Genomic DNA, 23,393 nt, shown 5'->3' on the forward strand with positions numbered 1-23,393 from the left:
ATCTCCACGGCCGACTGCCGGCCTTCATGTTGGCGATTCTGCGTATAGCGCAGATCACCCATTTACCTATCTGCGACATTCACATACTTATCGCGACCAGCCCCCAACTACCGGGGGTTGCGCGTCGGGAACAGATTGGGCCATGTCGCCCATGGATAAGGTTCCGGGCAGCGCCGGCCCCACACTCGCCCCATACCAAGACACAATTTTTACACCTTGCGTAGCAACCCTGAGCAGCAAACCTGATTAGCCACTTTCGTCGGCCACACACAATGGCCTTGAGGATTAAACGATGGACGTCACCACCACCCTGAGCCTGGGCGATCCACTGGAACCCGCACGCAAGGCCACCGCGCAGATGCTGCAAGAGCGCGAGCGCACTTTTTCGCTGCCGCAGCCGTTTTACTCTGACGAGCGGCTGTTTGATATCGACATGCAGGAAATCTTCCAGAAAGAGTGGTTGATTGCCGGCATGACCTGCGAGATCCCGACCAAGGGCAACTACCTGACCCTGCAAGTCGGCAAGAACCCGATCATCGTGATTCGCGGTGCCGACGGCGTGGTGCATGCGTTCCACAACGTCTGCCGCCACCGCGGTTCGCGGTTGTGCACCAGTGAAAAAGGCAAAGTCGCCAAACTGGTCTGCCACTACCACCAGTGGACGTATGAGCTGGACGGCCGCCTGCTGTTCGCCGGCACCGAAATGGGCGCCGACTTCGACATGAAGCAGTACGGCCTCAAACCAGTGAACGTGAAGACCGCCGGCGGTTACATCTTCATCAGCCTGTCGGAAAACCCGCCGGCCATTGATGACTTCCTGTCGACGCTGAACCATTACATGGAACCGTACGACATGGAGAACACCAAGGTGGCGATTCAGACCACCTTGTTCGAAAAAGCCAACTGGAAGCTGGTGCTGGAAAACAACCGCGAGTGCTACCACTGCAACGCGTCGCACCCGGAATTGCTGAAAACCCTGCTGGAATGGGACGACGTCACCGACCCGCGCGCCGATCAGGCCTTCAAGGACCACGTGGCGGCCTCCGCTGCCGCCTGGGAAGCCGAGAAGATTCCTTACGCCCACGCCAGCTTCGGCCTGCGTAACCGTATCGTGCGCATGCCGCTGCTCAAGGGCACCGTGTCGATGACGATCGACGGCAAGCAGGGCTGCAAAAAACTCATGGGCCGGATCCAGAACCCGGACCTGGGTTCGATGCGCATCCTGCACCTGCCGCACTCATGGAACCACTGCATGGGCGACCACATCATCGTGTTCACCGTGTGGCCGATCAGCGCTCAGGAAACCATGGTCACCACCAAGTGGATCGTGCACAAGGACGCGGTCGAAGGCGTGGACTACGACGTGGAGCGCATGCGTCAGGTCTGGGATGCGACCAACGACCAGGACCGTCGCCTGGCCGAAGAAAACCAGCGCGGGATCAACTCCACCGCGTACCAGCCAGGGCCCTACTCCAAGACCTATGAGTTTGGTGTGGTGAACTTCGTGGACTGGTACAGCGAGCGCCTGCTGAACAACCTTGGGGCCGAGCCTGCGTCGTACCTCAAGGGGGTGCCGGTTCAAGGCTAAGAACAAAAGCATCGCGAGCAGGCTCGCTCCCACACTGGATCTATGTGCACTGAAGATCCCTTGTGGGAGTGAGCCTGCTCGCGATGACGGCCTACCCGTCGCCACAAATCAATGGGCTGACGAAGACCACCGCACCGACCCATCCTCCCCAATAAACTCCTCGACGATGTTCTCCCCCACCAACCGCACTTTCACATAACCGTTCAACACCCGATCCGGGTACGCCTCATCCCGCGCATTTTGCGTTTCCGACCACAGCACCCGCGAATGCCCGTTCAGCTCGCTGGCATTGCCATAGGGAATCGCCCCGTGCCCGGCGCAACGCGCATGCAACCCGCCTTGCGTGGCGTAGCAGATGCCATTGTGCAAATGCCCCCAATACCAGTAATCCGGCTCGCGGCCCAAGGCATCGCACACCGGTTGATACAACGCCGTCTTGTTGTGCCCGGAGATGTCAAAGCCCTGGTGATGACTGAGCACCATGATTTTCTTGCGCTGGGGCAGATCTTTCATCCAGTCGATCTGCTGCTTGTTCAGCGCACCGTCCATGTACAGGTTAATCGGATCCGAGGCATAAGCCGTGTCGAGCCCGATCACCAGCCAGTCATCGTTGTACAACGCAAAATAACTGGTGCCCTGCTGCGCCGGGAAACGCTTGGCCAGCTCCTTGAAGTAGCCATGGGCGCCGCTGTACATCTCATGATTGGAGTTGAGGGTGAACGAGCCGTGCTTGCCCATGGGCCAGCCGACCATATCGACGTCTTCCTGGGAATGGGTGCCGGCGTAATACACGTCCCCCAGGTGAATGGTGAAATCAGCCTGGGCCAGTTGCATCTGGTTGGCCACCGACACCGCCGGGGCATGGCTGTCGAACGGCCCGGTGCCCCAGTCGCCGGCGATGGCCAGGGTCACGTCACTGTCCATGCGCATCATCGCCGGATTAGTGGCGAACGGCGCGTGATGCCGCAGGTTCTCGATCCACTTGAGCAGCGCCTCGCTCCACAACAGATCCAGCAGCTCCCATTTGCGACAACCGAGCAAGCTGCCGTCCTTGAGCACCCGGGTTTGCAGCTCGTCTGCCGATTGCGGCAAGGGAGTGGCGTTACCGATATGCAGGATCGACAAACCGTGGGCCAACTCCCACGGCACACTCGGCTGATCGTCGGGCAAGTCGCCGTTCTTGAGCACGTAGTGCGCCTGATCGTGCCCCCTTTGCAGCAGAGCGACGATGGCCTCGTACTCCTTGGGTTCAAGCTCGCTGACGAGTTTCTTCCAGGCCATTTCCAGACGAGTGACCACGCCGTGCAGCCGTAGTTTGACCTTGTCGTACTCGTGTTCCCAATGACTGACCAATGACATGTCGTCTTCCTCCATCCGTAGTGGAATTACAGGGTTTTCATGAACTCGATGAGCGCCCGCTTATCGAGTTCCGACAGCTGCGTGCCGTACAGGTGACCACCGTTGTGGTTACCCTCCAGACGGGTGTCGTATTTGAAGTCCGCCGAGGCTTTCATTTGCTCGCCACTGGTGACGAAGCCGACCTTGTCCTGGTCGTACACATCGGAGCCGGTGAAGAACACCATCGGTCTCTTTTCCGGTGGTTGCAGCAAATCCCACAGGGTCGGTACCGAACCATTGTGCAAGTACGGCGCGCGCAACCAGACGCCGTCGGTGGGTGTGTTGCTGTAGCTCTGGGTCTTGCGATAGGCGCCAAAGTCGAACGGCGATTTCTTGAAGCCATGGAAAGCCGTCACTAAACCTGTGGTGAACGAGTTCAGCCGATGGGGATCGGTGCCCAGCTCTTCGATGTTGGTGGTGACCTGACCGGTGTCGGTACGGCCGAAATCATGGCAACCGGCGCAATTGTTTTCCCAGACCGGCCTGCCCCGGGCGGCCTTGGCTTGGTCCAGCGCGAACGGCCAGGCCGGTGCTTTGTGGCCCAGCAGCCAGTTGGTCACCCGATTGAAACTGGCCGGCAGCACCGACTCCGGCGTCGCGCCCACGGCCATGGCCGCCGCGTAGTTGCGCTCATGGATGTCGTTGTTGTTGCCGTCCCAGTGCAGGTACAGCGACTCTCGGGGTTTCTGGTTCCACACTTGCGGCAAGTCGACGGTGCCGATAGTCGAGTCATCCGGGAAGCCGAACACCACCATTTTCGTCGGGTTGAAGGTGTCGGTGCGCCCCGGCCCTTGCGGTGCGCGCAGTTGCTGCCAGGCATAGGACTGCTTCTGCTTGATCAGCGCGCTCGTGGCCATCGGGATGATCAGATAACGGTTGTACAGACGCTCGAAGAACCCGAGCTGGAACTTGCTGTTGATCGCCGTCATCACCGCGTCGGTGGTGAATTTCGGGTCGCTCGCGCAATCGTAGGCGAACCACTGGAAGGCCTGCAGTTGCAGGGTGTTGGCCGGCGCGGTGGCCACCGGGATGGCGACGTCGCTGGTATTGGCCCGGTAGGAACCGGTGTGGCACAGGGCGCAGTTGGGCTCCACGGTCGGGTAGCCGATCTGCCGCTTGGCCATGCCGATGGGCAAGTCCTTACCGTTCTCGTAGAGGAAACCGAAGACTTCGTAGCCGCCGGGTTTCGGCAGTTTATCCGGACACATCTGCGGCAACACGGCGAACAGGTAATAGGGAATCCGCGCTTCGATGCCCAGGCCGATGGCGCCGTACTTGTAGTGGTCCTCATCGGAGGCGTATTGCTCGGCCGGCACCACCCGCAGCATCTGGTACCAGGTTTCGTAACCGATAAACCCCAGCGCCAGTACCACGACCAGCGTGGCGACCTTGAAGCTGTGCCGCTGCCAGCGTCGCGCCCAGGCTGCGCGCCACTCACGCCAGCCGTCACGAAGCAACGCCAAGGGCCGATTGGCCGGTGCGCTGCCCAGGTACAGCAGAACGCCGAGGATCAGGAACATGCTCAGATCACCCAGCAGCATCGGCACGAACACCTGGGCCTGGTTGCTGGTGTTGATCAGGTAGATCCAGAACGCCACGGCGATCAATCGCGACAACACGCAGAGCCACGAATGCACGACGTATCGCGGTGCGTTGAAGCCTGACGGCATGTAGAACAGGCTGATCCCCACCAGCAGCATGCCGGCATTTTCCAGCCATGGGTCGGAGAGTTGCGGCGCCATTCCGAGCATCGAGGTCAGCAATGCCGGCGCAAACAGCGCCGGAATCGCAAAGACCATGTTCATCACAATGCCTAGCCAGATGAAGCGTTGAAACCAGCGGATGTAACTGTCCATAGCATCCATTTCCTTTTTGTCCCAATCCACCAACAAAAATCTTGAGTGGGCACATACCTGTGGCTAGAGACTTTTGTGGCGAGGGGGCTCGCCCCCGTTCGGCTACGAAGCAGTCGTGAAACCTGCAATCGCGGTTTTCCTGAATGACCGCATTTGCCGATATGGGGCCGCTTCGCGGCCCAACGGGGGCAAGCCCCCTCGCCACAGGCAAGCCCCTTCTCCACAATAAGCGCCTCAGGCCACAGGTAAGCAGTGCTAGCCGAGGGCCGTTTTCTCCAGGTGTTGCAGGATGATCGGGTACACATCGACCACCGCATTCTTGCCGAACATGCAGTCGATATGCCCGTAACCCGGCACCACATGCCGGCTGTAGCGCTCCGGCCCATGGGCGTTGCACACGCGCTCATAGGTCTTGAGCGTGCTTTCGGGCAGGTAGCACTGGTTGTCTTCGCCGCTGATGAAGCAGATCGGCATGGTCAGCCGGTCGAAGTGCGGCATGTAGACGTCCTGGCCCTTGAAGTCCACCAGATGGCCTTTGCGCAGGATCAGCGCCAGGTGCTCGAAGGTCTGCATGTTCGACTCGCCGAACAGCTCGTGCAGGTTGTCGTGCAGGGTGTCGTTGAGCGTGTCGTGGCGGTACAGCGACGCGTACATGAAGGTGATGCGATGGCACACCGGATTGGTGCAGTAGCCCTGAGCCTCGATGCGGGCGTAGCCGTTGAGGGCCTTGTCGTAGAGCTTGTTAAACCAGCTCTCCTTGTTGTCCGCATACGCGGTAAGGGATTTGATGCCGATGGCGTCGAGCATCCCCGGAAGGTGCAGGCCAGCCTTGAGCCCCGTTGCCGTGGCGACCACCGTATCCGCCGCGATCTGCGAACACACCACCGAACGCACCCCCTGCAACCCGGCCAGCAGCGACATGAAGAAAGTCGTCGCTCCGTAGCAATGCACCACGCATTGCACGTCCGCCGCCTTGGTTACCTGCTGGATCTGCTCGATGGCGGCCTTGAAGTCGTACTGCGCAATCTGGTCGCCGTTCCACTCCTTCTTGCTCGCGGGCAACAGAATGCTCACCCGCAAATCCAGCAGCCAAATGTCGTACTCGTGCTTGCACAAGTACTCCAGCAGGTTGGTCTGGATGGTGTCGGTGGAGAAAATATTCGAGCCCACACCCAAGCCATGCACCAACATTACCGGCCCTTTACTGCCGGCCTGATAGCGGGTCAGGCGTAGCTGGACGCTGTCTTCGGTCTGGAAGAAATGCACACTCGGGGTTGGCGTATCCAGCGGCCGCTTCTGCCGGGGCGGCGCATCGGGGTTGAAGTAGATGTCGCCAGCGAATACCCCGCCGTAGCTCTCCCACAGAATGCCGGCGAAGAACTTGCCGAACCGCGCCAGCCCTTCGACGCGCTCGCGTTCGTTGCGGGCATTGAGCACCTTCATGGTGGTCATCTGCTTGGCGAAGTCGGTCGGGAGGATGTGCATCACGCCTGAGCCGATGACTTCGCCGGTGTTGTCCGGCCCGCGGTACAGCGTCACGTAGAGGGTGCTGGTGTCGTGCCAGACGTTCAGCACGCCGTTGTCTTCGGGCACGGTTTTGAACGCGCTGAAGTAATAATCGCTGCCGTCCTCGGCGGTCAGCTTCATGTCGTAGTTCATGTGCCGCACGCCAACCTGTTCCTGATATTCCTCGAACAGGTTGAACACGCCGTTGCTGGCGGTCAGCGGTTCCGGCGACAGGCCCGGCGCATTCAGGGTGCCGACCAGCGTCGCAGCGTGTTCCGGCTCCTTGATCATGCGGTTGAGGTCGTTGGCGGTGATGGTCAGGGTGAACTCGATCGGCGAGTTGTCCGACTCGCCGCGTTTGGCCGCCGCCTCGTAGAGTTTGAGATCGGTGCCCTGAGGCTGGGTGAAGTCTTTGGAGAAATAGCCCTTCATGGTTTCGGTGAACTGCACGCCAAGGGTCGGCGGTGCTACCTGTTTGCGCGGCGCCGAGGGCAGCGTGTAGTCGATGTGCCAACCGCGATCGGCGGCCAGCAGGCCCATGTTGCGCTCACTCACGGCGGAGATGGTCAGCAGCGGATTGACCGCCAGGGAGGTCGGAATCACCGCGCCGTCGGTCACGTACAACCCGGCATAGACATCGGTGCCGTTGACGCCACTGAACACCTGGCCCTTGTGGTTGACCACGCCCTGCACCGCGTCCTCGCCCATGACGCAACCGCCCAACGGGTGAACGGAAACAATGCTGTGTTTGAGCAGCTCGGTCCAGATCGGGTTCTCGACCCAGATCCCGCCCAAGGCCTTGGTGCTCTGGTGTAGCCGCTCGTTACCGAGTTTGACGTTTTCTTGCTCGCCAACGCCTGGCCAGTCGATGCGCAGCTGATCCTTGCTGTCGAGCACCATGCGACCCTTGCCGTCGTCGTGACTCATGATCAGGTAGGTCTGCATGTTATGCAGGGCGCCGTGATACGGGCCGCGCAGGAAGCTTTCGGTTTCGCGCTCCGCGTACTTGAGCTTGCCGCTGAAGCTGTCATCGGTGGGCTTGCCGATCAACCCGGCGAACGCGGCCATGCTCGGCACCATGGGCCGGCCGAGAGCACCGGGGATCGAGCCTTCCTCGATGACCATGCGGCTGCGCCAGTCGCCTTCAGTGCGCATGTCGATGATCGACGTGATGCACGGGCCTACCGGTTTCATTTCATTGGCCGGATGCGCGCCGAAACCGATGCCGTTGATCGCTTGGTCGCAGTTGTGGCCGAAACCGAGGATGTCGCCGTTGCCGCTCATGTTCTCGCCGAGCTGATTGGACGTCGAAAGGCCTTTGTCCCGAGAACGCAGGAGGATTTCCGTGGAACCCAGGGTGCCCGCCGATACCACGACAATGTCAGCCTTGACGAACAGCGTCGGCGCGGAGAACTTCTCGCGGCCGCTGTCCAGGTATTGGAAATGCACAATCCAGCCGTCGCCATCGCGCTCCAGATGCCGCACCTCGGCCTGGCAGAAAATCTCTGCGCCATGGTTCCAGGCATCCGGCAGGTAATTCATCAACGTGGTGTTCTTGGCCTTGTTGTTACAGCCCGACACGCAGTCGCCGCAGTGATTGCACGGTAATTGCTCGACGCCGACGTGGTTGAGATTGTTCGGCAGTTTGTCGAAGGTCACGTTGATCGGCGGTTTGTAGAAATGCGCGCCTTGCTTGAGGTAGTCGGCCGATTTTTTATTGGCCTCCAGTTTCGGCAGCACCGGCGAGGTGTTTGGGTAGGGATTGGGCTTGAGCATCTCCCGAGCCCGGGCATAACCGTCCTTGAGCAAGGTGTCGCGATGCTCGCGCACCGCCAGTGGCCAGCGCGGATCGTCGAACACGCCGGGTTCCGGTTCCAGGGCGACGTTGGCGTTGATCAACGACGTACCGCCCAGGCCGCAACCGACCACCACGTTCTGCTGGGCATTGACGTGCAGGTCGAACAGCCCGGTGCGCGAACCGATGTGCCCGTCCGGGTCATGAACTTGCAGTTCTTCGGTGGCCGCCAACATCGTATTGGGGTATTCGCCAGGCTGGATTTCCCGGCCTCGCTCCAGCAGGCACACCCGCTTGCCAGCCCGGGACAAGCGCGACGCCGCGATCCCCCCGCCGTAGCCGGAGCCGATGACGATCACATCGTAATGTTCCTTGATATCGCTGATGGACGTGGCGATCCGTGTCATGGGTCATTTCCTCTCAGGGCAGATGGGCAACTCTGCGGTTGCCTGCAATCGGTAGACGAACGAACACCTGGTCATCGGGCACGGTCGGGCCTCAATGGCAGCTGCGTTATGGCATGGGAAAAGGGGGGCAGGCGCTATAGACGAGCGCGCTGATTGGCGGCGCGACGGTGAATCCGCTTTCGCAGCAAGGTGGTGGGTATCGGAACACAGGTCATGCAGGGGCTGGGGTGCGAATGCGGCTGCGAGCGATGTAGCTGGCTATCCATCACGCGTTCTCCCTGAACCAAATGTGGATAAGTGACGGTGGTCCTTGCGCTTCTGAGTGAAGACAGGCGACAGATCGAAGTCAAGGAAGTGCCTTAGAACTGTATGAAATCTGATCTATCGCGTTCCAGCCTATGCGGGCCGTGGCTTGCAGGGTTCAGCGAACAAGTTATCCACATCTCCACCCACAGCTAATGGGGACAACTGTGGATGACAGGCGAAATTTCTTCACAAAAACCGAAGAAAAACCGTGACTTATCCAGAAGCAGGGTTTTATCCAGGCACTGGTTGTTTTTTAATCAGAAGTTTGCAGGCCACGTTTTACATGGCGTGCAGGGGATGGCGAACACCTTATCCACAGAAGCACCAACAGACTTTGGGGGCAACTTTGCGGGATCTGTGGAAAACCGCTGAAACCCGCGAGGATTCGGGGTTTTCGGGAGGATTAGCGAGGGAAAACGCCGAATTGAACAATATTTGATCAACCCACTGAAAGCCGTGATCTATATGGCCTGTAGCGGACAGCGAACATCTTATCCACAGAAGCGCCAACAGAGATTGGGGGCAAGTATCGGTCTGTGAGCGACGTCACTCTGTGGAAAAAGCTCGAAAAAACCGTGGGTTAGGATGGTTGTTTTTTGTACGGAGGGCTAGAGGGCTTGATTGGTATGGGGTGTAGCGAGGGGTGAACATGTTATCCACAGAAGCGCTAACAGCTATTGTGGGTAACCACTCTGAATATAGGCACAAAACAATGTGGGAGCGGGCTTGCTCGCGAAAGGGGACTGACATTCAACATCAATGTCGTCTGACACTCCGCTTTCGCGAGCAAGCCCGCTCCCATAGGTTTTGCGTTGATTCAAGGCTTAGCGGACGACACCTTCTTCAATCAGCAGTTTAAGGATAGCCTCGGCACCCGCCTGCGCAGTCACACCCTTGAGCACCTGCCCGCCGCCGCCACTGGCCTTGGCTGTGGCGGCCTTCATGCGGTCCGCCCCGCTCTTGGCCTTGATCACTTTCAAGCGTTTGGGCCGTGGCTTGGCCGGTTGCAATGTAGCGACCGCCAGCAGGTCATCGTCGATCACTTCGACTTCATCCGCCTGCAACACCCCGCGCCGCGCCGGGCCATAGGCACTCTGCCGAGGCTTGGGCGCGGCGTTATCCACAGTCGCCAGAAACGGCAGGCGTACTTTCAAGCGACGGCGCTGGCCGCGAGGCAAGGCCTGCAGCACCAGCGCCGAACCACCGTCGATGGATTCGACCTGGGCCAAACCCACCACCAGCGGCCAACCGAGGCTTTCGGCCAACAGGAATGGCAACATGCCCGAGCCTTCACCGGTTTCCGCCTGACTACCGGTCAGCACCACCTGCGCCCCGGCGTCACGCAAATAAGCCGTCAACGCCGGCAACGCATCCGCGCCGACCGGTTGCTCCAGCACATGCAACTGCTCCAGGCCCATACCCAGATAAGCGCGCAGTGCCGGTTCCGCGACGTCGCCGGCATGCAGCACTTGCAGGTTGTCCCCAGCCAGTTGCAAACCCAGTTCAACCGCCCGCGCATCCTGCTCGGCGCGGCGTGGCCGGCCGGAGGTCGGGTGGGCGCCGATGGACACCAGGCTGATGATTTTCGTGCTCATAACCCTTTCCTTTCCTTAAGCCGCATCGCGCTTGGCTTCATTGCGGTAAGCCGCTACCGCATCGATCAAGGCTTGAAGAATCTCGGCGCTCTCGCCGATCACCGACAGGTCGGCCCGTTTGATCATGTCGCAACCCGGATCGAGGTTGATCGCCACCACCTTGTCGCAGGCACCGATGCCTTGCAGGTGCTGGATCGCTCCGGAAATGCCCACCGCCACGTAAACCCGTGCCGTGACCCAAGTGCCGGACGCACCGACCTGACGGTCGCGGGCCATGAAACCATCGTCCACCGCCACACGCGACGCACCTTCGGTCGCGCCCAACGCTTCGGCCGTCCTGTGGAAAAGTCCCCAGTCCTTGACCCCGTTGCCGCCGGAGAAGATGAACTCCGCTTCGGCCATCGGAATCGCTGCCGGGTCCACCGCCACGGCGCCCAGATCCTCGATCCGCGACAAACTGCGCGCCACAGCTGTGGATAACTCCACCGGCAAGGCTTCGTGACGGGTTTCGCTGACCGGTTCGGCGCATTCGGCGGCGGCCAGAATCAAGCGTGCCACTGGCCGTGCAAGATCCTGCAACCCAGCACCGGCGCGGCCGATGCACTCCTGATCCTTGACCTGCCAGACCCGCGTGGCCGGGCGTTCGCCCAGTGCGGCGGCAAAGCGCCGGCCGAGTTCACCACCACCGCTGCGGCTGTCCGGCAGCAACCAGTGACGGGGGCTGAACTGGTTATCCACAGCCCGCAGGCCCTGGACGCGTTGTTCCGGTGCATAACCGCTGAATTCGTCGCCCTCAAGCACCAGCAAGCGATCCACGCCAGCCGTAGCGAAAGCGTTTTCCTTGTGCTCACCGAAGACCACGGCCAATACCGCGCCGTCCTTGCCGGCCAACTGATGGGCCAGGCCAAGCAAGTCGCGGTCGTGGCTGCTCAAGCGGCCGCCGACCATGTCCGGCACCACGCTGATGTAGAACGCAGGTGCAGCCACTTGATGCAGCGGCAATTGCACTTCAACCGCGGCTGAGCGTTTGGTCGCCCCACCCTGCTGAGCGCCGCTGCGGTCAATCCGTTTGATGCCGTTGGGGCCGATAAAACCGATCCCGTGAGGATTCTTGCGGATGAGACCGTTAGGCCCCATCCAGCTGTGTTGCGCCGGTTGCATGGCCGCGTGCAGCGGGTGCAGACGGTTGCGGGCGATCCATTCGGCGCGTGGGTCGCGGCGGATAATGTCGCTCATCAATGCACCTCCGCAGGTTCACGTTTGGCCGGTGCCGATGGCTTTCCCGGCGTTGCGTCTTCGAGCAACGCATCAGCCACCAGTTCGGCGATGTCCTTGATCATTGGACGCGGTTCGACCACGCCTTCGAGCATCGCAGTGCACTGTGGACAACCCACGGCCACCAGTTCGGCGCCGGTTTCGCGGATGTCTTCCATGCGCATGTCGGGGATCCGCTGCTTGCCCGGAATGTCGGTGATCGGCGCACCACCACCGCCGCCGCAGCAGCGCGAACGGAAACCGGAGCGTTGCATTTCCTTGATCTCGATGCCCAGGGCGCGCAGCACTTCGCGCGGCGCCTCGTATTCGCCGTTGTAGCGACCGAGGTAGCACGGGTCGTGATAAGTCACGCTGCTGCCTTTGTGCTGGCCGAGGTTCAGGGCGCCTTCGCCAATGATCTCAGCCATGTAAGTGCTGTGGTGCTGCACGAGGTAGTTGCCGTCGAAGGCGCCGTACTCGTTTTTCAGCACGTGGAAACTGTGCGGGTCGCAGGTGACGATGCGGTTGAAGCTGTACTTGGCCAGGGTCTGGATGTTGCGTTTGGCCAACAGCTGGAAAGTCGCTTCGTCGCCCAAGCGTCGTGCCACGTCACCGCTGTCTCGCTCTTCAAGACCCAACACCGCGAAGTCGACCTTGGCCGCTTTCAGCACTTTGACGAAGGCACGCAGGGTGCGCTGGTTGCGCATGTCGAAGGCACCGTCGCCGACCCAGAACAGCACGTCGGTGGATTTCTTCTCGCTGAGCAGGTTCAGGTTCAAATCCGCCGCCCAGTTCATCCGCCCGCCCGGCGCGAAGCCGCCAGGGTTATCGGTGGCGATCAGGTTTTCCAGGACTTCGGCACCCTTGTTCGGGGTCGCGCCTTTTTCCAGGGTCAGATGGCGGCGCATGTCGACGATGGCATCAACGTGCTCGATCATCATCGGGCATTCCTCGACGCAGGCACGGCAAGTGGTGCAAGACCACAGGGTTTCAGCGTCCACCAGACCGTTGACGATCGGTTGATGCGGATTGCCACCGTGTTCGCCAATTGCTTTGCCTGGATAAGGGCTGCCAGCGAACTTGGCGTCGGTACCGCCCGCCAGGCCAACCACCATGTCCTGAATCAGTTTTTTCGGGTTCAGCGGCTGGCCGGCAGCGAACGCCGGGCACGCAGCTTCGCATTTACCGCACTGCACGCAGGCGTCGAAGCCGAGCAGTTGGTTCCAGGTGAAATCCTTGGGTTTTTCCACGCCCAGTGGCGCGTTCGGGTCATTCAGATCCAGCGGCTTCAAACCGGTGGAACGACCACCACCAAAGCGTTCGGCGCGACGGTGCCAGGCCAGGTGCAGGGCACCGGCGAAGGCGTGCTTCATCGGCCCGCCCCAAGTCATGCCAAAGAACAGTTCCGACACGCCCCAGAGCACGCCGACGCCGAGGATTGCAGCTACCACCCAACCACCGAAGTTTTCCGGAAGGATGCCGGCAACCGGCAGAGTCAGCAGGAAGAACGACGCCGAGAATGCCAACAGGCTTTTTGGCAGGCGCATCCACGGGCCTTTGGACAAGCGGGCCGGCGGGTTGCGACGGCGCAAGAACATAAAGATCGCGCCGACAAACATCACCGCCGACATCAACAGCAGTGCATAACCGAGGATGCGGTTATGCAGGCCAAAACCATGAACCAGAATCGCCAGCACAATGGACGCCACTGCACCACCGGCCGTGGCGACGTGGGTGTTGGCAATGTATTTGTCCCGCGCGACGACGTGGTGCAAATCGACCATGTAGCGTTTGGGCATGGCCAACAGACCGCCGATCAGGTCGACTTTCGAAGCCCGGCCCTGACGCCACATAGCCACCCGCCGCAACGCGCCCAGGACAGCCAGGCCCAGGGCAGCGAACAACAGGATTGGAAGAAGGGTGTTCAACATGTGGAGCTCCCAAAGACCTCGGGGTCTTGCAAGGATTCATGTGCGTGCCGATGAAGGCTATGCACCTACTTGTGGCGAGGGGGCTTGCCCCCGTTCGGCTGCGAAGCAGTCGTAAATCCGGCCAATGCATTTTTCCTGACAGACCGCATTGGTTGAATTAGGGCCGCTTCGCAGCCCAACGGGGGCAAGCCCCCTCGCCACAGGTGATGTGGTGATGCCGTTAGAAATCCTTGCACAACCGCAACGCGTCATAGATCGCCGCGTGGGTATTGCGCTGGGCCACGCAGTCACCGATGCGGAACAGCAAGTAGCCGTCGCCCGCCTGACTCAGCGAAGGCTGCGGCTTGATCGCGAACAAGGCTTCGATGTCCATCTGGCCTTTGTTGCGCGAGCCCTCCTTCAGCGCGTAGTAGATTTCTTCATCCGGACGCACGCCGTTTTCGACGACCACCTGATCCACCACCCGCTCCTCTTTGGCGCCGGTGTATTCGTTTTCCAGTACCGCCACCAGCTTGTCGCCTTCGCGGTAGACCTTCTCCAGCATCATGTCGCCGGTCATGATCACTTCTTTCGGGTACATGCTGCGGTAGTAGGTCGGGAACGAGGTGCCGCCAATCGCCACTCCCGGTTTGATGTCGTCGGTGACGATCTCGACCTGGCTGCCCTTGTCGGCGAGGAAGTCGGCGGTCGACATCCCGGTGAACTCGCAAATGGTGTCGTAGACCAGCACGTTCTTGCCCGGCGCAACCTTGCCGTCGAGGATGTCCCAGCTGCTGACCACCAGACCTTCAGCCGCGCCCCAATGCTCGTTCTGCTCAAGGAACGGATGACCGCCGACGGCGAGCACCACCACGTCCGGACGCAGGTCGAGAATGGTCGCCGCATCCGCCGCCACGCCCAGGCGCAGGTCGACTTTCAAGCGCGCCAGTTCCAGTTGGAACCAACGAGTGATACCGGCGATCTGGTCCCGTTGCGGCGCTTTCGACGCGGTAGTGATCTGCCCGCCGATAAATTCTTTCTTCTCGAACAGGGTCACGTCGTGGCCACGTTCGGCCGACACGCGAGCCGCTTCCATCCCGGCAGGGCCGGCACCGACCACCACGACTTTGCGCTTCACACCGGTCGATTTCTCGATGATGTGCGGCACGCCCATGTATTCACGGGAGGTCGCGGCGTTCTGGATGCACAAGACGTCCAGGCCCTGGTATTGACGGTCGATGCAGTAGTTGGCGCCGACGCACTGTTTGATCTGGTCAACCTGGCCCATTTTGATCTTGGCGATCAGGTGCGGGTCGGCGATGTGGGCGCGGGTCATGCCGACCATGTCGACGTAACCGCCTTCCAGAATACGGGTCGCCTGGTTCGGGTCCTTGATGTTCTGCGCGTGCAGCACCGGCGCCTTCACCACTTCTTTGATACCGGCGGCCAAATGCAGGAACGGCTCCGGTGGATAACTCATGTTCGGAATCACGTTGGCCAGGGTGTTGTGGGTGTCGCAACCCGAGCCCACGACGCCGATGAAGTCGATCATGCCGGTGTCATCGTAGTACTTGGCGATCTGCTTCATGTCCTCATGGCTCAGGCCATCAGGGTGGAATTCGTCACCGCAGATACGGATGCCGACGCAGAAGTCCGGACCGACTTCCTTGCGCACAGCCTTGATCACTTCCAGGCCGAACCGCATGCGGTTTTCGAAGCTGCCGCCCCATTCATCGGTACGCTTGTTGACCCGCGGGCTCCAGAACTGGTCGATCATGTGCTGGTGCACGGCAGACAGCTCGACGCCGTCCAGGCCGCCGGCCTTGGCCCGTGCCGCAGCGCTTGCGTAGTTGCCGATCACCCGCCAGATTTCTTCCGGCTCGATGGTTTTGCAGGTCGCGCGGTGCACCGGTTCACGGATGCCCGACGGCGACAGCAGGGTTGGCCAATGCTCGCCGTCCCAGCGCGAACGTCGGCCCATGTGGGTAATCTGGATCATGATCTTGGCGCCATGCTTGTGCATGGCATCGGCCAGGTTCTGGAAGTGCGGAATGATCCGGTCGTCGGCCAGGTTGACCGACTTCCACCAGCCTTGCGGGCTGTCGATGGCCACGCTGGAGGAACCGCCGCAAATCGCCAGGCCGATCCCGCCCTTGGCTTTCTCTTCGTAATACTTGACGTACCGGTCGGTGGTCATGCCGCCGTCGGTGGCGTAGACCTCAGCGTGCGCGGTGCTGAGCACGCGGTTGCGGATGGTCAGTTTGCCGATCTGGATCGGCTGGAACATTGCTTCGAAAGCCATGGCGGGTTCCTCGACTTACAACGGCTTGACGGTGAACAGGCCGTCGTCGTGGCCTTCTTCGGAGCCACCGTAAACCTGTTCGGCAACGGTGCGGATCTTGCTGCCGCGGGCTTGCAGAATCTGGTCCATGGCACCGGCAAACCAGCCAGTGAACATGTAGTCGACCTTGCGCCCGACCTTGCCGTACACGTAGACGAACGCGGAGTGTTCGAGCTTGACGCTGGCGGTGCCTTTGTCGAGGTCGATGTCCTGGATCTTGAACAGGCCCCAGCCGCGCTGCGACAGGCGCTTCATGTAGTGCTCGAACACCGCGACGCCTTCCAGGCCGTGGCATTCAGCTTCTTTTTCACACCAGTGCCAGGCGGATTTGTAGCCGGCCTTGTAAAGGATTTCCGCGTAGGCTTCGGCGCCCAGCACTTCCTCGATGCCCATGTGGTTGTTGACGAAGAAATGACGCGGCACATACAGCATCGGCAGGGCGTCGGAGGTCCAGACACCGGTTTCGCTGTCGACTTCGATTGGCAATTGCGGGGCGATCTTGGCCATGAATAAAACTCCGGAATTCGATGTATTGAGGCGATAGGTAGCCGTAGCAGCTGCCGAGCCTGCGAGGCTGCGTTGGGCTGCGAAGCGGCCCCCGAGGGCGGTCCTGCGGACCGCAACGCAGCCTCGTGCCTCGGCAGCTGCTACAGAGATTGTTGGTTGTGGGGTTACTCGCCCCAAACGTCTTTCAAGACGTTGACCCAGTTCTCGCCCATGATCTTGCGCACCACCCGTTCGGAATGGCCGCGCTTGAGCAAGGTCTCGGTCAGGTTCGGGAACTCGCCTACGGTGCGGATGCCCAGCGGGTTAATGATCTTGCCGAAGCTGGTCAGACGGCGGGCGTAGCCCTTGTCATGGGTCAGCATTTCGAAGAAATCCTGGCCATGGCCCTGGGTGAAGTCGGTGCCGATGCCGATGGCGTCTTCGCCGACGATGTTCATGGTGTATTCGATGGCTTCGGCGTAGTCGTCGATGGTCGAATCGATGCCCTTGGCCAGGAACGGCGCGAACATGGTCACGCCGACGAAACCGCCATGGTCGGCGATGAACTTCAGCTCTTCATCGGACTTGTTGCGCGGGTGCTCTTTGAGGCCCGACGGCAGGCAGTGGGAATAGCAGACAGGCTTCTTGGATTCGAGAATGACTTCTTCAGAGGTCTTCGAGCCGACGTGGGACAGGTCGCACATGATGCCGACACGGTTCATCTCGGCAACGATTTCGCGACCGAAGCCCGACAGGCCGCCATCACGCTCGTAGCAACCGGTGCCGACGAGGTTCTGGGTGTTGTAGCACATCTGCACCACACCAACGCCGAGCTGCTTGAAGATCTCGACATAGCCGAGCTGGTCTTCAAACGCATGGGCATTCTGGAAGCCGAAAATGATCCCGGTCTTGCCCTGTTCCTTGGCGCGACGGATGTCCGCGGTAGTTTTCACCGGGATGACCAGGTCGCTGTTCTCGCGAATCAGCTTCTGACTGGCGGCAATGTTGTTGATAGTGGCCTGGAAACCCTCCCACACCGACACGGTGCAGTTGGCCGCGGTCAGACCGCCCTTGCGCATGTCTTCGAACAGGTCGCGGTTCCACTTGGCGATAATCAGCCCGTCGATAACGATGCTGTCGGCGTGCAATTCGGCTGGGCTCATCAGGCTGTCCCCTATTAGCGATTCATGCGCCGAATCGTGTGCCGGCGCTTTGGGGCCAGCATATGCCTGAGGACCGGGGCAGCCGGGTGCAAAAACGACAGGGGGTTTGCCGAAAGCGTCAATCCGCGACAAAGGGTCACCGCCGGACGTCATGGGCCACCTGTTCAAGAACCTGCGCATGGGCCAGAATTCGCCGCATCACTGGATGCTTTACTGGAATAAGGGGCGGCGACGCAATGAAATCGATCTTCCTGGTGTTAGCACTGATAGCGACTGGCGTACAAGCAGCTGAGGAGGCCGACGACAACCCCTGCGACGCCGTCGAAAACGAAATCCAGACACTGGAATGCTCGGCCTACAGCAGAACCACCGCCGAACAGTTGTTGAGCGACAACTATCAGAGCCTGGCCGAGCGCATGCAAACGCGCTACGGCAACAACAAGGCGCAATTGGCCGACATCACCGCCAAAATCAAGGCCGCGCAACAGCAATGGCTGAAAACCCGGGATGCCGATTGCACGGTTGAAGCGTTTCCAGCGACGAGCGGCAGCAAGGCGTTCACCATTGCGCAAAATGATTGCGTGGCGCGCATGAGTGACGAGCGGTCGGAGTTTTTGGAGTCGATTGGGCAGGAGTAAAGACATAAGAATGGAGAATTATTTGATCCCCCACGAAGTAGTGAGCCGCATCGTCGATGGAGCACTCCCTATTCGCGCCTGGCGCGAACACCTGAACCTTACGCAGGATGAGGTTGCCAAACGCATGGGCATCTCCCAACCGGCCTTCGCCCAGCAGGAGACCGTCGCCAAGCCCCGCAAGGCAACCCGTGAAAAGATTGCCGCGGCTTTTGGCATCACCGCCAACCAACTAGAGTTGTAAGCTGAACGCCAGCATCAGGAAAAGGGATTGAAATGAAAATCTGCGGCATCGAAATCAAAGGCAGCGAAGCAATCATCGCCGTGGCCTCCCTCGACGGCCAGGCCCTGAGCCATGTTGAACTGAACACCAAGAAGATCGCCCTCGACGATGACGACGAAGCGGCCAACGTCAAAGTCTTTGCCGCTCAGGTCGCGTCGTTTGTTCGCGAGAATTCCATCGACCGGATCGCGATCAAGAAGCGCAGCAAGAAAGGCGAGTTCGCCGGTGGGCCGACCACGTTCAAGATCGAGGGAATTTTCCAGCTACTGGAAAATTGTGAGGTGACGCTGCTGTCGCCGCAGACCATCAATGCGCAGAACAAGAAGTTCGATTTTGCACTGCCGGCCACGCTGAACAAGTATCAGCATGAGGCGTACAAAGCGGCGTGTTCGGTGTTAATGAAGAAGTAAAAACGACACATCTCCTGTAGGAGCGAGGCTTTGTGGCGAGGGGGCTTGCCCCCGTTCGGCTGCGAAGCAGTCGTAAAACATTGCATGCAGTGCGGCTGACACACCGCGGCGGCAGGTTTTGGGGCCGCTTCGCGACCCAACGGGGGCAAGCCCCCTCGCCACATAAGCCTCGCGCCTACAGGGGGTCGGTTTCAGGCCTTCTGGCTTTGCCGGCGGTCTTCACGCGGGCACCGCTCAAATCTCGCCCGATAACTGCGGGTGAAATACGACGGCGATTCAAACCCGCAGGCAATACTCACTTCCAACACACTCATGTTCGTCTGGCGCAGCAGTTGCCGCGCCTTTTCCAGCCGCAGTCGCAGATAGAAATTGCTCGGCGTGTCATTCAGGTGCAGGCGAAACAGGCGTTCCAACTGGCGCCGGGTCACCTTGATTGATTCCGCCAGTTCCAGGGTGCTGAGCGGCGGTTCGCTGTGCTGTTCCATCTCGCCGATCACCTGCACCAGTTTCTTGTTGCTGATGCCATACCGCGTGGCGACTTCCATGCGCTGGTGGTCTTTGCGCGGGCGGATGCGGCCGAGTACGAATTGCTCGCTGACCTGTATCGCCAGTTCCGGGCCATGAGCCTGGCCGATAAGGTCAAGCATCAGGTCAATGGAGGCGGTGCCGCCGGCGGAGGTGATGCGCCGGCGGTCGATCTCGAACAGTTCCTGGGTGACGCTGAGCTGTGGATAAGATTCCTTGAAGGCGTCGATGGCCTCCCAGTGCAGGGTCAGCCGGTGACCGTCGAGCAGGCCGGCTTCAGCGAGGATGAAACTGCCGGTGTCGATGGCACCGAGGGTCACGCCTTCGTTGTCCAAACGGCGTAACCAGTGCTCCAGGGCCGGGGTGGCGAATTTCAGTGGCTCGAAACCGGCGACCACCAGCAAGGTCGCGCCTTTCTTCAGGGGTTCCAGCGCTGCATCGGCGTTGACCGACATGCCGTTACTGGCCAAAACCGCCCCGCCATCAGCGCTCAACACGTGCCAGCGGTACAGCTCGCCGCGAAAGCGATTGGCGACCCGCAGCGGCTCGATCGCCGAGATGAAACCGATGGCCGAAAAACCCGGCATCAACAAGAAGTAGAAATCCTGGGACATGGAGCGCACTCGGTTGGCGGGTAGCGTGTGGAGGTTGATACGCCACTTGCCAGCGGCATTCAAGCGCTCAGGTCGCTGCAGTGCAAGAGCTGGTCGCCGCAGTGCGTTTTTACAGGGCCTTTGCTGCGTAACTTGGCATCACCGGAGCATCAGACACCGGAACCCACAATAACGACCTGCCGAGGAACCCGACATGAAACGACTGATCAGCAGCTGTGTTCTTGCACTCAGCGGTACCGCATTCTTGAGCGCCAGCGTCATGGCGGCCGAACCTGCGTCGTGCCAGAACGTGCGCATGGGCGTGGTGAACTGGACCGATGTCATTGCCACCAGCGCCATGACCCAGGTCCTGCTCGATGGCCTCGGCTACAACACCAAACAGACCAGCGCCTCCCAGCAAATCATCTTCGCCGGGATTCGCGACCAGCGCCTGGATTTGTTCCTCGGTTACTGGAACCCGCTGATGACGCAGACCATCACGCCTTTCGTCGAGGCCAATCAGGTCAAGGTCCTTGAAGCACCCAGCCTGAAGGACGCCCGCGCCACCCTCGCCGTTCCGACTTACCTCGCCGACAAAGGCCTGAAAACCTTCGCCGACATCGCCAAATTCGAAAAAGAACTGGGCGGCAAAATCTACGGCATCGAGCCGGGTTCGGGCGCCAACACCCAGATCAAGGCGATGATAACCAAGAATCAATTTGGCCTGGGCAAGTTCCAGTTGGTCGAGTCCAGCGAGGCCGGCATGCTCGCGGCGGTGGATCGCGCCGTGCGCCGCAAGGAAGCCGTGGTGTTCTTCGGCTGGGCGCCGCACCCGATGAACGTCAACGTGCAGATGACCTACCTCACCGGCAGCGAAGATGCCCTGGGCCCGAACGAAGGCATGGCCACGGTCTGGACCGTCACCGCGCCGAAATATGCCGAGCAATGCCCGAACATCGGCCGCCTGCTGAGCAACCTCACTTACACCGCCGAAGACGAGAGCCGAATGATGCAGCCATTGCTGGATCACAAGGACGCTTTCGAATCGGCCAAGCAATGGCTGAAAGATCACCCGCAAGACAAGCAACGCTGGCTCGAAGGCGTGACCACCTTCGACGGCAAACCGGCGGCTGAAAATCTGAAACTGACCAGTCAATAAACCCGAAGTGAACTCCGCCTCGCAGCCCGTCCGGGCTGCGAACGCCATGGCCACGCCCAAAATCATGCCTGCAAGGAACCCCCTCATGAACCACGACGTCATCATCACCTGCGCACTCACCGGTGCTGGCGACACGACCGCCAGAAGCCCACACGTGCCGGTCACCCCGAAACAAATCGCCGCGGCCGCCGTGGAAGCCGCCAAGGCTGGCGCCACCGTGGTCCACTGCCACGTTCGCGACCCGCAAACCGGCAAATTCAGCCGTGACGTGGCGCTGTACCGCGAAGTGATGGAGCGCATCCGCGAGGCCGACGTAGACATCATCGTCAACCTCACCGCCGGCATGGGCGGCGACCTGGAAATCGGCGCGGGCGAGAACCCGATGGAGTTCGGCCCCAACACCGACCTGGTCGGCCCGCTGACCCGTCTGGCCCACGTCGAAGAACTGCTGCCGGAAATCTGCACGCTGGATTGCGGCACCCTGAACTTCGGCGACGGCGACACCATTTACGTCTCCACCCCGGCGCAGCTGCGTGCTGGCGCCAAACGCATTCAAGAGCTGGGCGTGAAGGCCGAGCTGGAAATCTTCGACACCGGCCACCTGTGGTTCGCCAAACAGATGATCAAGGAAGGCCTGCTCGACAACCCGCTGTTTCAGCTGTGCCTGGGCATCCCGTGGGGCGCACCGGCCGACACCACCACCATGAAAGCCATGGTCGACAATCTGCCGGCCGATGCGGTCTGGGCCGGGTTCGGCATCGGTCGCATGCAGATGCCAATGGCGGCGCAAGCCGTGTTGCTGGGCGGCAACGTACGGGTCGGTCTGGAAGACAACTTGTGGCTGGACAAGGGTGTTTTGGCGACCAACGGCCAACTGGTCGAACGCGCCTCGCAAATCCTCAGCCGCCTCGGCGCCCGCGTTCTGACGCCGGCTGAAGGGCGCACAAAAATGGGCCTGACCAAGCGCGGTTAACCCCCCACACAATACCTGTAGGAGCGAGGCTTGTGTGGCGAGGGGGCTTGCCCCCGTTCGGCTGCGAAGCAGTCGTAAACCAGACAATTTGGTCTGTCTGGACGGGCACCGGGGGCCGCTTCGCGACCCAACGGGGGCAAGCCCCCTCGCCACATAAGCCCACTCCCACATTGGATCATCGAACTTTTTAGGATGCCGCCATGAGCTTTATCACTGATATCAAAACCTTCGCCGCTCTGGGCAGCGGTGTCATCGGCAGCGGTTGGGTGTCCCGCGCCCTCGCCCACGGCCTCGACGTGGTGGCCTGGGACCCGGCACCCGGTGCCGAAGCAGCCCTGCGCAAGCGCGTCGCCAATGCCTGGGGGGCGCTGGAAAAACAAGGCCTGGCACCCGGCGCGTCGCAGGATCGGTTGCGCTTTGTCGCCACCATCGAAGAATGCGTTCGCGACGCCGATTTCATTCAGGAAAGTGCCCCGGAACGACTGGAGCTGAAACTGGAACTGCACAGCAAAATCAGCGCGGCGGCCAAGCCTGATGCCTTGATCGGTTCCAGTACTTCGGGGCTGTTGCCGAGCGAGTTCTACGAGAGTTCGACCCACCCGGAACGCTGCGTGGTCGGACACCCGTTCAACCCGGTTTACCTGCTGCCATTGGTGGAAGTGGTCGGGGGCAAGAACACTGCGCCAGAAGCGGTGCAAGCCGCGATGAAAGTGTATGAATCCTTGGGCATGCGCCCGCTGCACGTACGCAAGGAAGTGCCGGGTTTTATCGCCGACCGTCTGCTCGAAGCGTTGTGGCGTGAGGCATTGCACCTGGTCAACGACGGCGTGGCGACCACCGGTGAAATCGACGATGCAATTCGTTTTGGCGCAGGTCTGCGCTGGTCGTTCATGGGCACCTTCCTGACTTACACCCTGGCAGGCGGCGATGCGGGGATGCGGCACTTCATGGCGCAGTTCGGCCCGGCGCTGCAGTTGCCGTGGACGTACCTGCCGGCGCCGGAACTGACCGACAAATTGATTGATGATGTGGTGGATGGCACCAGCGATCAGCTGGGCAAGCACAGCATTTCAGCGCTGGAGCGCTATCGTGATGATTGCTTGCTGGCGGTGCTGGAGGCGGTGAAGGCCACCAAGGAGAAGCATGGGATGGCTTTCGCAGACTAAACGCCTCCCCTGTAGGAGCGAGGCTTCAACCATTTCGGATGTGA

The 23,393-nt window shown here is 60.7% G+C and carries 17 protein-coding genes and 1 pseudogene; 8 read left to right on the plus strand and 10 right to left on the minus strand.

Annotation, left to right across the window (positions count from 1 at the left end):
• The first annotated feature begins 292 nt into the window (after positions 1 to 292).
• Positions 293 to 1,588, plus strand: a complete 1,296-nt coding sequence (gene gbca, locus ACA044_RS28235; RefSeq protein WP_497444200.1) for a glycine betaine monooxygenase oxygenase subunit — start codon at positions 293 to 295, stop codon at positions 1,586 to 1,588.
• 108 nt (positions 1,589 to 1,696) lie between these two features.
• On the opposite strand, the gene ACA044_RS28240 is transcribed toward gbca, so the two are convergent.
• The 3 genes from ACA044_RS28240 to ACA044_RS28250 form a co-directional block, all read right to left on the minus strand.
• On the minus strand, positions 1,697 to 2,947 hold the full coding sequence (locus ACA044_RS28240; protein ID WP_497444201.1) for a metallophosphoesterase family protein: 1,251 nt from the start codon (positions 2,945 to 2,947) through the stop codon (positions 1,697 to 1,699).
• A 26-nt stretch (positions 2,948 to 2,973) separates the two neighbouring features.
• Positions 2,974 to 4,842 (minus strand): c-type cytochrome, encoded by a 1,869-nt coding sequence (locus ACA044_RS28245; RefSeq protein WP_497444202.1) that lies wholly within the window; start codon positions 4,840 to 4,842, stop codon positions 2,974 to 2,976.
• A gap of 255 nt (positions 4,843 to 5,097) precedes the next feature.
• Positions 5,098 to 8,550 carry a GMC family oxidoreductase N-terminal domain-containing protein gene (locus ACA044_RS28250; RefSeq protein ID WP_497444203.1) on the minus strand — a complete coding sequence of 1,151 codons (3,453 nt, stop codon included), beginning with the start codon at positions 8,548 to 8,550 and terminating at the stop codon, positions 5,098 to 5,100.
• A gap of 474 nt (positions 8,551 to 9,024) precedes the next feature.
• Between ACA044_RS28250 and ACA044_RS28255 the strand changes: the two genes are divergently transcribed.
• Positions 9,025 to 9,228, plus strand: a complete 204-nt coding sequence (locus tag ACA044_RS28255) for a hypothetical protein (RefSeq protein ID WP_497444204.1) — start codon at positions 9,025 to 9,027, stop codon at positions 9,226 to 9,228.
• 452 nt (positions 9,229 to 9,680) lie between these two features.
• Here ACA044_RS28255 and etfB read toward each other — a convergent pair whose 3' ends face one another.
• The 6 genes from etfB to ACA044_RS28285 all read right to left on the minus strand — a co-directional run bounded on the left by etfB (position 9,681) and on the right by ACA044_RS28285 (position 17,605).
• Complete coding sequence (etfB, locus tag ACA044_RS28260; protein WP_497444205.1) at positions 9,681 to 10,451, minus strand: electron transfer flavoprotein subunit beta; 771 nt, start codon at positions 10,449 to 10,451, stop codon at positions 9,681 to 9,683.
• A 15-nt stretch (positions 10,452 to 10,466) separates the two neighbouring features.
• Positions 10,467 to 11,687, minus strand: coding sequence for an electron transfer flavoprotein subunit alpha (etfA, locus tag ACA044_RS28265; protein ID WP_497444206.1), 1,221 nt, complete (start codon positions 11,685 to 11,687; stop codon positions 10,467 to 10,469).
• Positions 11,687 to 13,636, minus strand: coding sequence for a dimethylglycine demethylation protein DgcB (dgcB, locus tag ACA044_RS28270; protein ID WP_497444207.1), 1,950 nt, complete (start codon positions 13,634 to 13,636; stop codon positions 11,687 to 11,689). Before dgcB ends, etfA begins: the two co-directional genes overlap by 1 nt.
• A 220-nt stretch (positions 13,637 to 13,856) precedes the next feature.
• The gene (dgcA, locus tag ACA044_RS28275; RefSeq protein ID WP_258698727.1) at positions 13,857 to 15,917 is read right to left on the minus strand and encodes a dimethylglycine demethylation protein DgcA; all 2,061 of its coding nucleotides are present in this window, start codon (positions 15,915 to 15,917) and stop codon (positions 13,857 to 13,859) included.
• A 15-nt stretch (positions 15,918 to 15,932) separates the two neighbouring features.
• Complete coding sequence (locus tag ACA044_RS28280; RefSeq protein ID WP_007947752.1) at positions 15,933 to 16,463, minus strand: DUF5943 domain-containing protein; 531 nt, start codon at positions 16,461 to 16,463, stop codon at positions 15,933 to 15,935.
• Between the two features lie 164 nt (positions 16,464 to 16,627).
• A complete protein-coding gene (locus ACA044_RS28285) occupies positions 16,628 to 17,605 on the minus strand; it encodes a dipeptidase (RefSeq protein WP_497444208.1) in 978 nt (325 codons plus the stop codon).
• Positions 17,606 to 17,841: 236 nt separating this feature from the next.
• Here ACA044_RS28285 and ACA044_RS28290 point away from each other — a divergent pair, with 236 nt between their 5' ends.
• The 3 genes and pseudogenes from ACA044_RS28290 (at position 17,842) to ACA044_RS28300 (ending at position 18,933) form a co-directional block, all read left to right on the plus strand.
• Positions 17,842 to 18,243, plus strand: a complete 402-nt coding sequence (locus ACA044_RS28290; protein WP_497444209.1) for a lysozyme inhibitor LprI family protein — start codon at positions 17,842 to 17,844, stop codon at positions 18,241 to 18,243.
• A gap of 7 nt (positions 18,244 to 18,250) precedes the next feature.
• Positions 18,251 to 18,484 (plus strand): annotated as a pseudogene (locus tag ACA044_RS28295) (helix-turn-helix domain-containing protein); the annotation flags it as partial.
• Between the two features lie 32 nt (positions 18,485 to 18,516).
• On the plus strand, positions 18,517 to 18,933 hold the full coding sequence (locus ACA044_RS28300; protein WP_497444210.1) for a DUF3010 family protein: 417 nt from the start codon (positions 18,517 to 18,519) through the stop codon (positions 18,931 to 18,933).
• 191 nt (positions 18,934 to 19,124) lie between these two features.
• On the opposite strand, the gene ACA044_RS28305 is transcribed toward ACA044_RS28300, so the two are convergent.
• The gene (locus tag ACA044_RS28305) at positions 19,125 to 20,072 is read right to left on the minus strand and encodes a GlxA family transcriptional regulator (protein ID WP_497444211.1); all 948 of its coding nucleotides are present in this window, start codon (positions 20,070 to 20,072) and stop codon (positions 19,125 to 19,127) included.
• Between the two features lie 193 nt (positions 20,073 to 20,265).
• Between ACA044_RS28305 and choX the strand changes: the two genes are divergently transcribed.
• The 3 genes from choX (at position 20,266) to ACA044_RS28320 (ending at position 23,349) form a co-directional block, all read left to right on the plus strand.
• On the plus strand, positions 20,266 to 21,210 hold the full coding sequence (gene choX / locus ACA044_RS28310; RefSeq protein ID WP_497444212.1) for a choline ABC transporter substrate-binding protein: 945 nt from the start codon (positions 20,266 to 20,268) through the stop codon (positions 21,208 to 21,210).
• Between the two features lie 85 nt (positions 21,211 to 21,295).
• Positions 21,296 to 22,183 carry a 3-dehydrocarnitine:acetyl-CoA trimethylamine transferase CdhC gene (gene cdhC, locus ACA044_RS28315; RefSeq protein WP_497444213.1) on the plus strand — a complete coding sequence of 296 codons (888 nt, stop codon included), beginning with the start codon at positions 21,296 to 21,298 and terminating at the stop codon, positions 22,181 to 22,183.
• Between the two features lie 200 nt (positions 22,184 to 22,383).
• Complete coding sequence (locus tag ACA044_RS28320) at positions 22,384 to 23,349, plus strand: L-carnitine dehydrogenase (protein WP_497444214.1); 966 nt, start codon at positions 22,384 to 22,386, stop codon at positions 23,347 to 23,349.
• Positions 23,350 to 23,393 lie beyond the last annotated feature (44 nt).

It is taken from the genome of Pseudomonas sp. LBUM1673 (genome assembly GCF_059695645.1).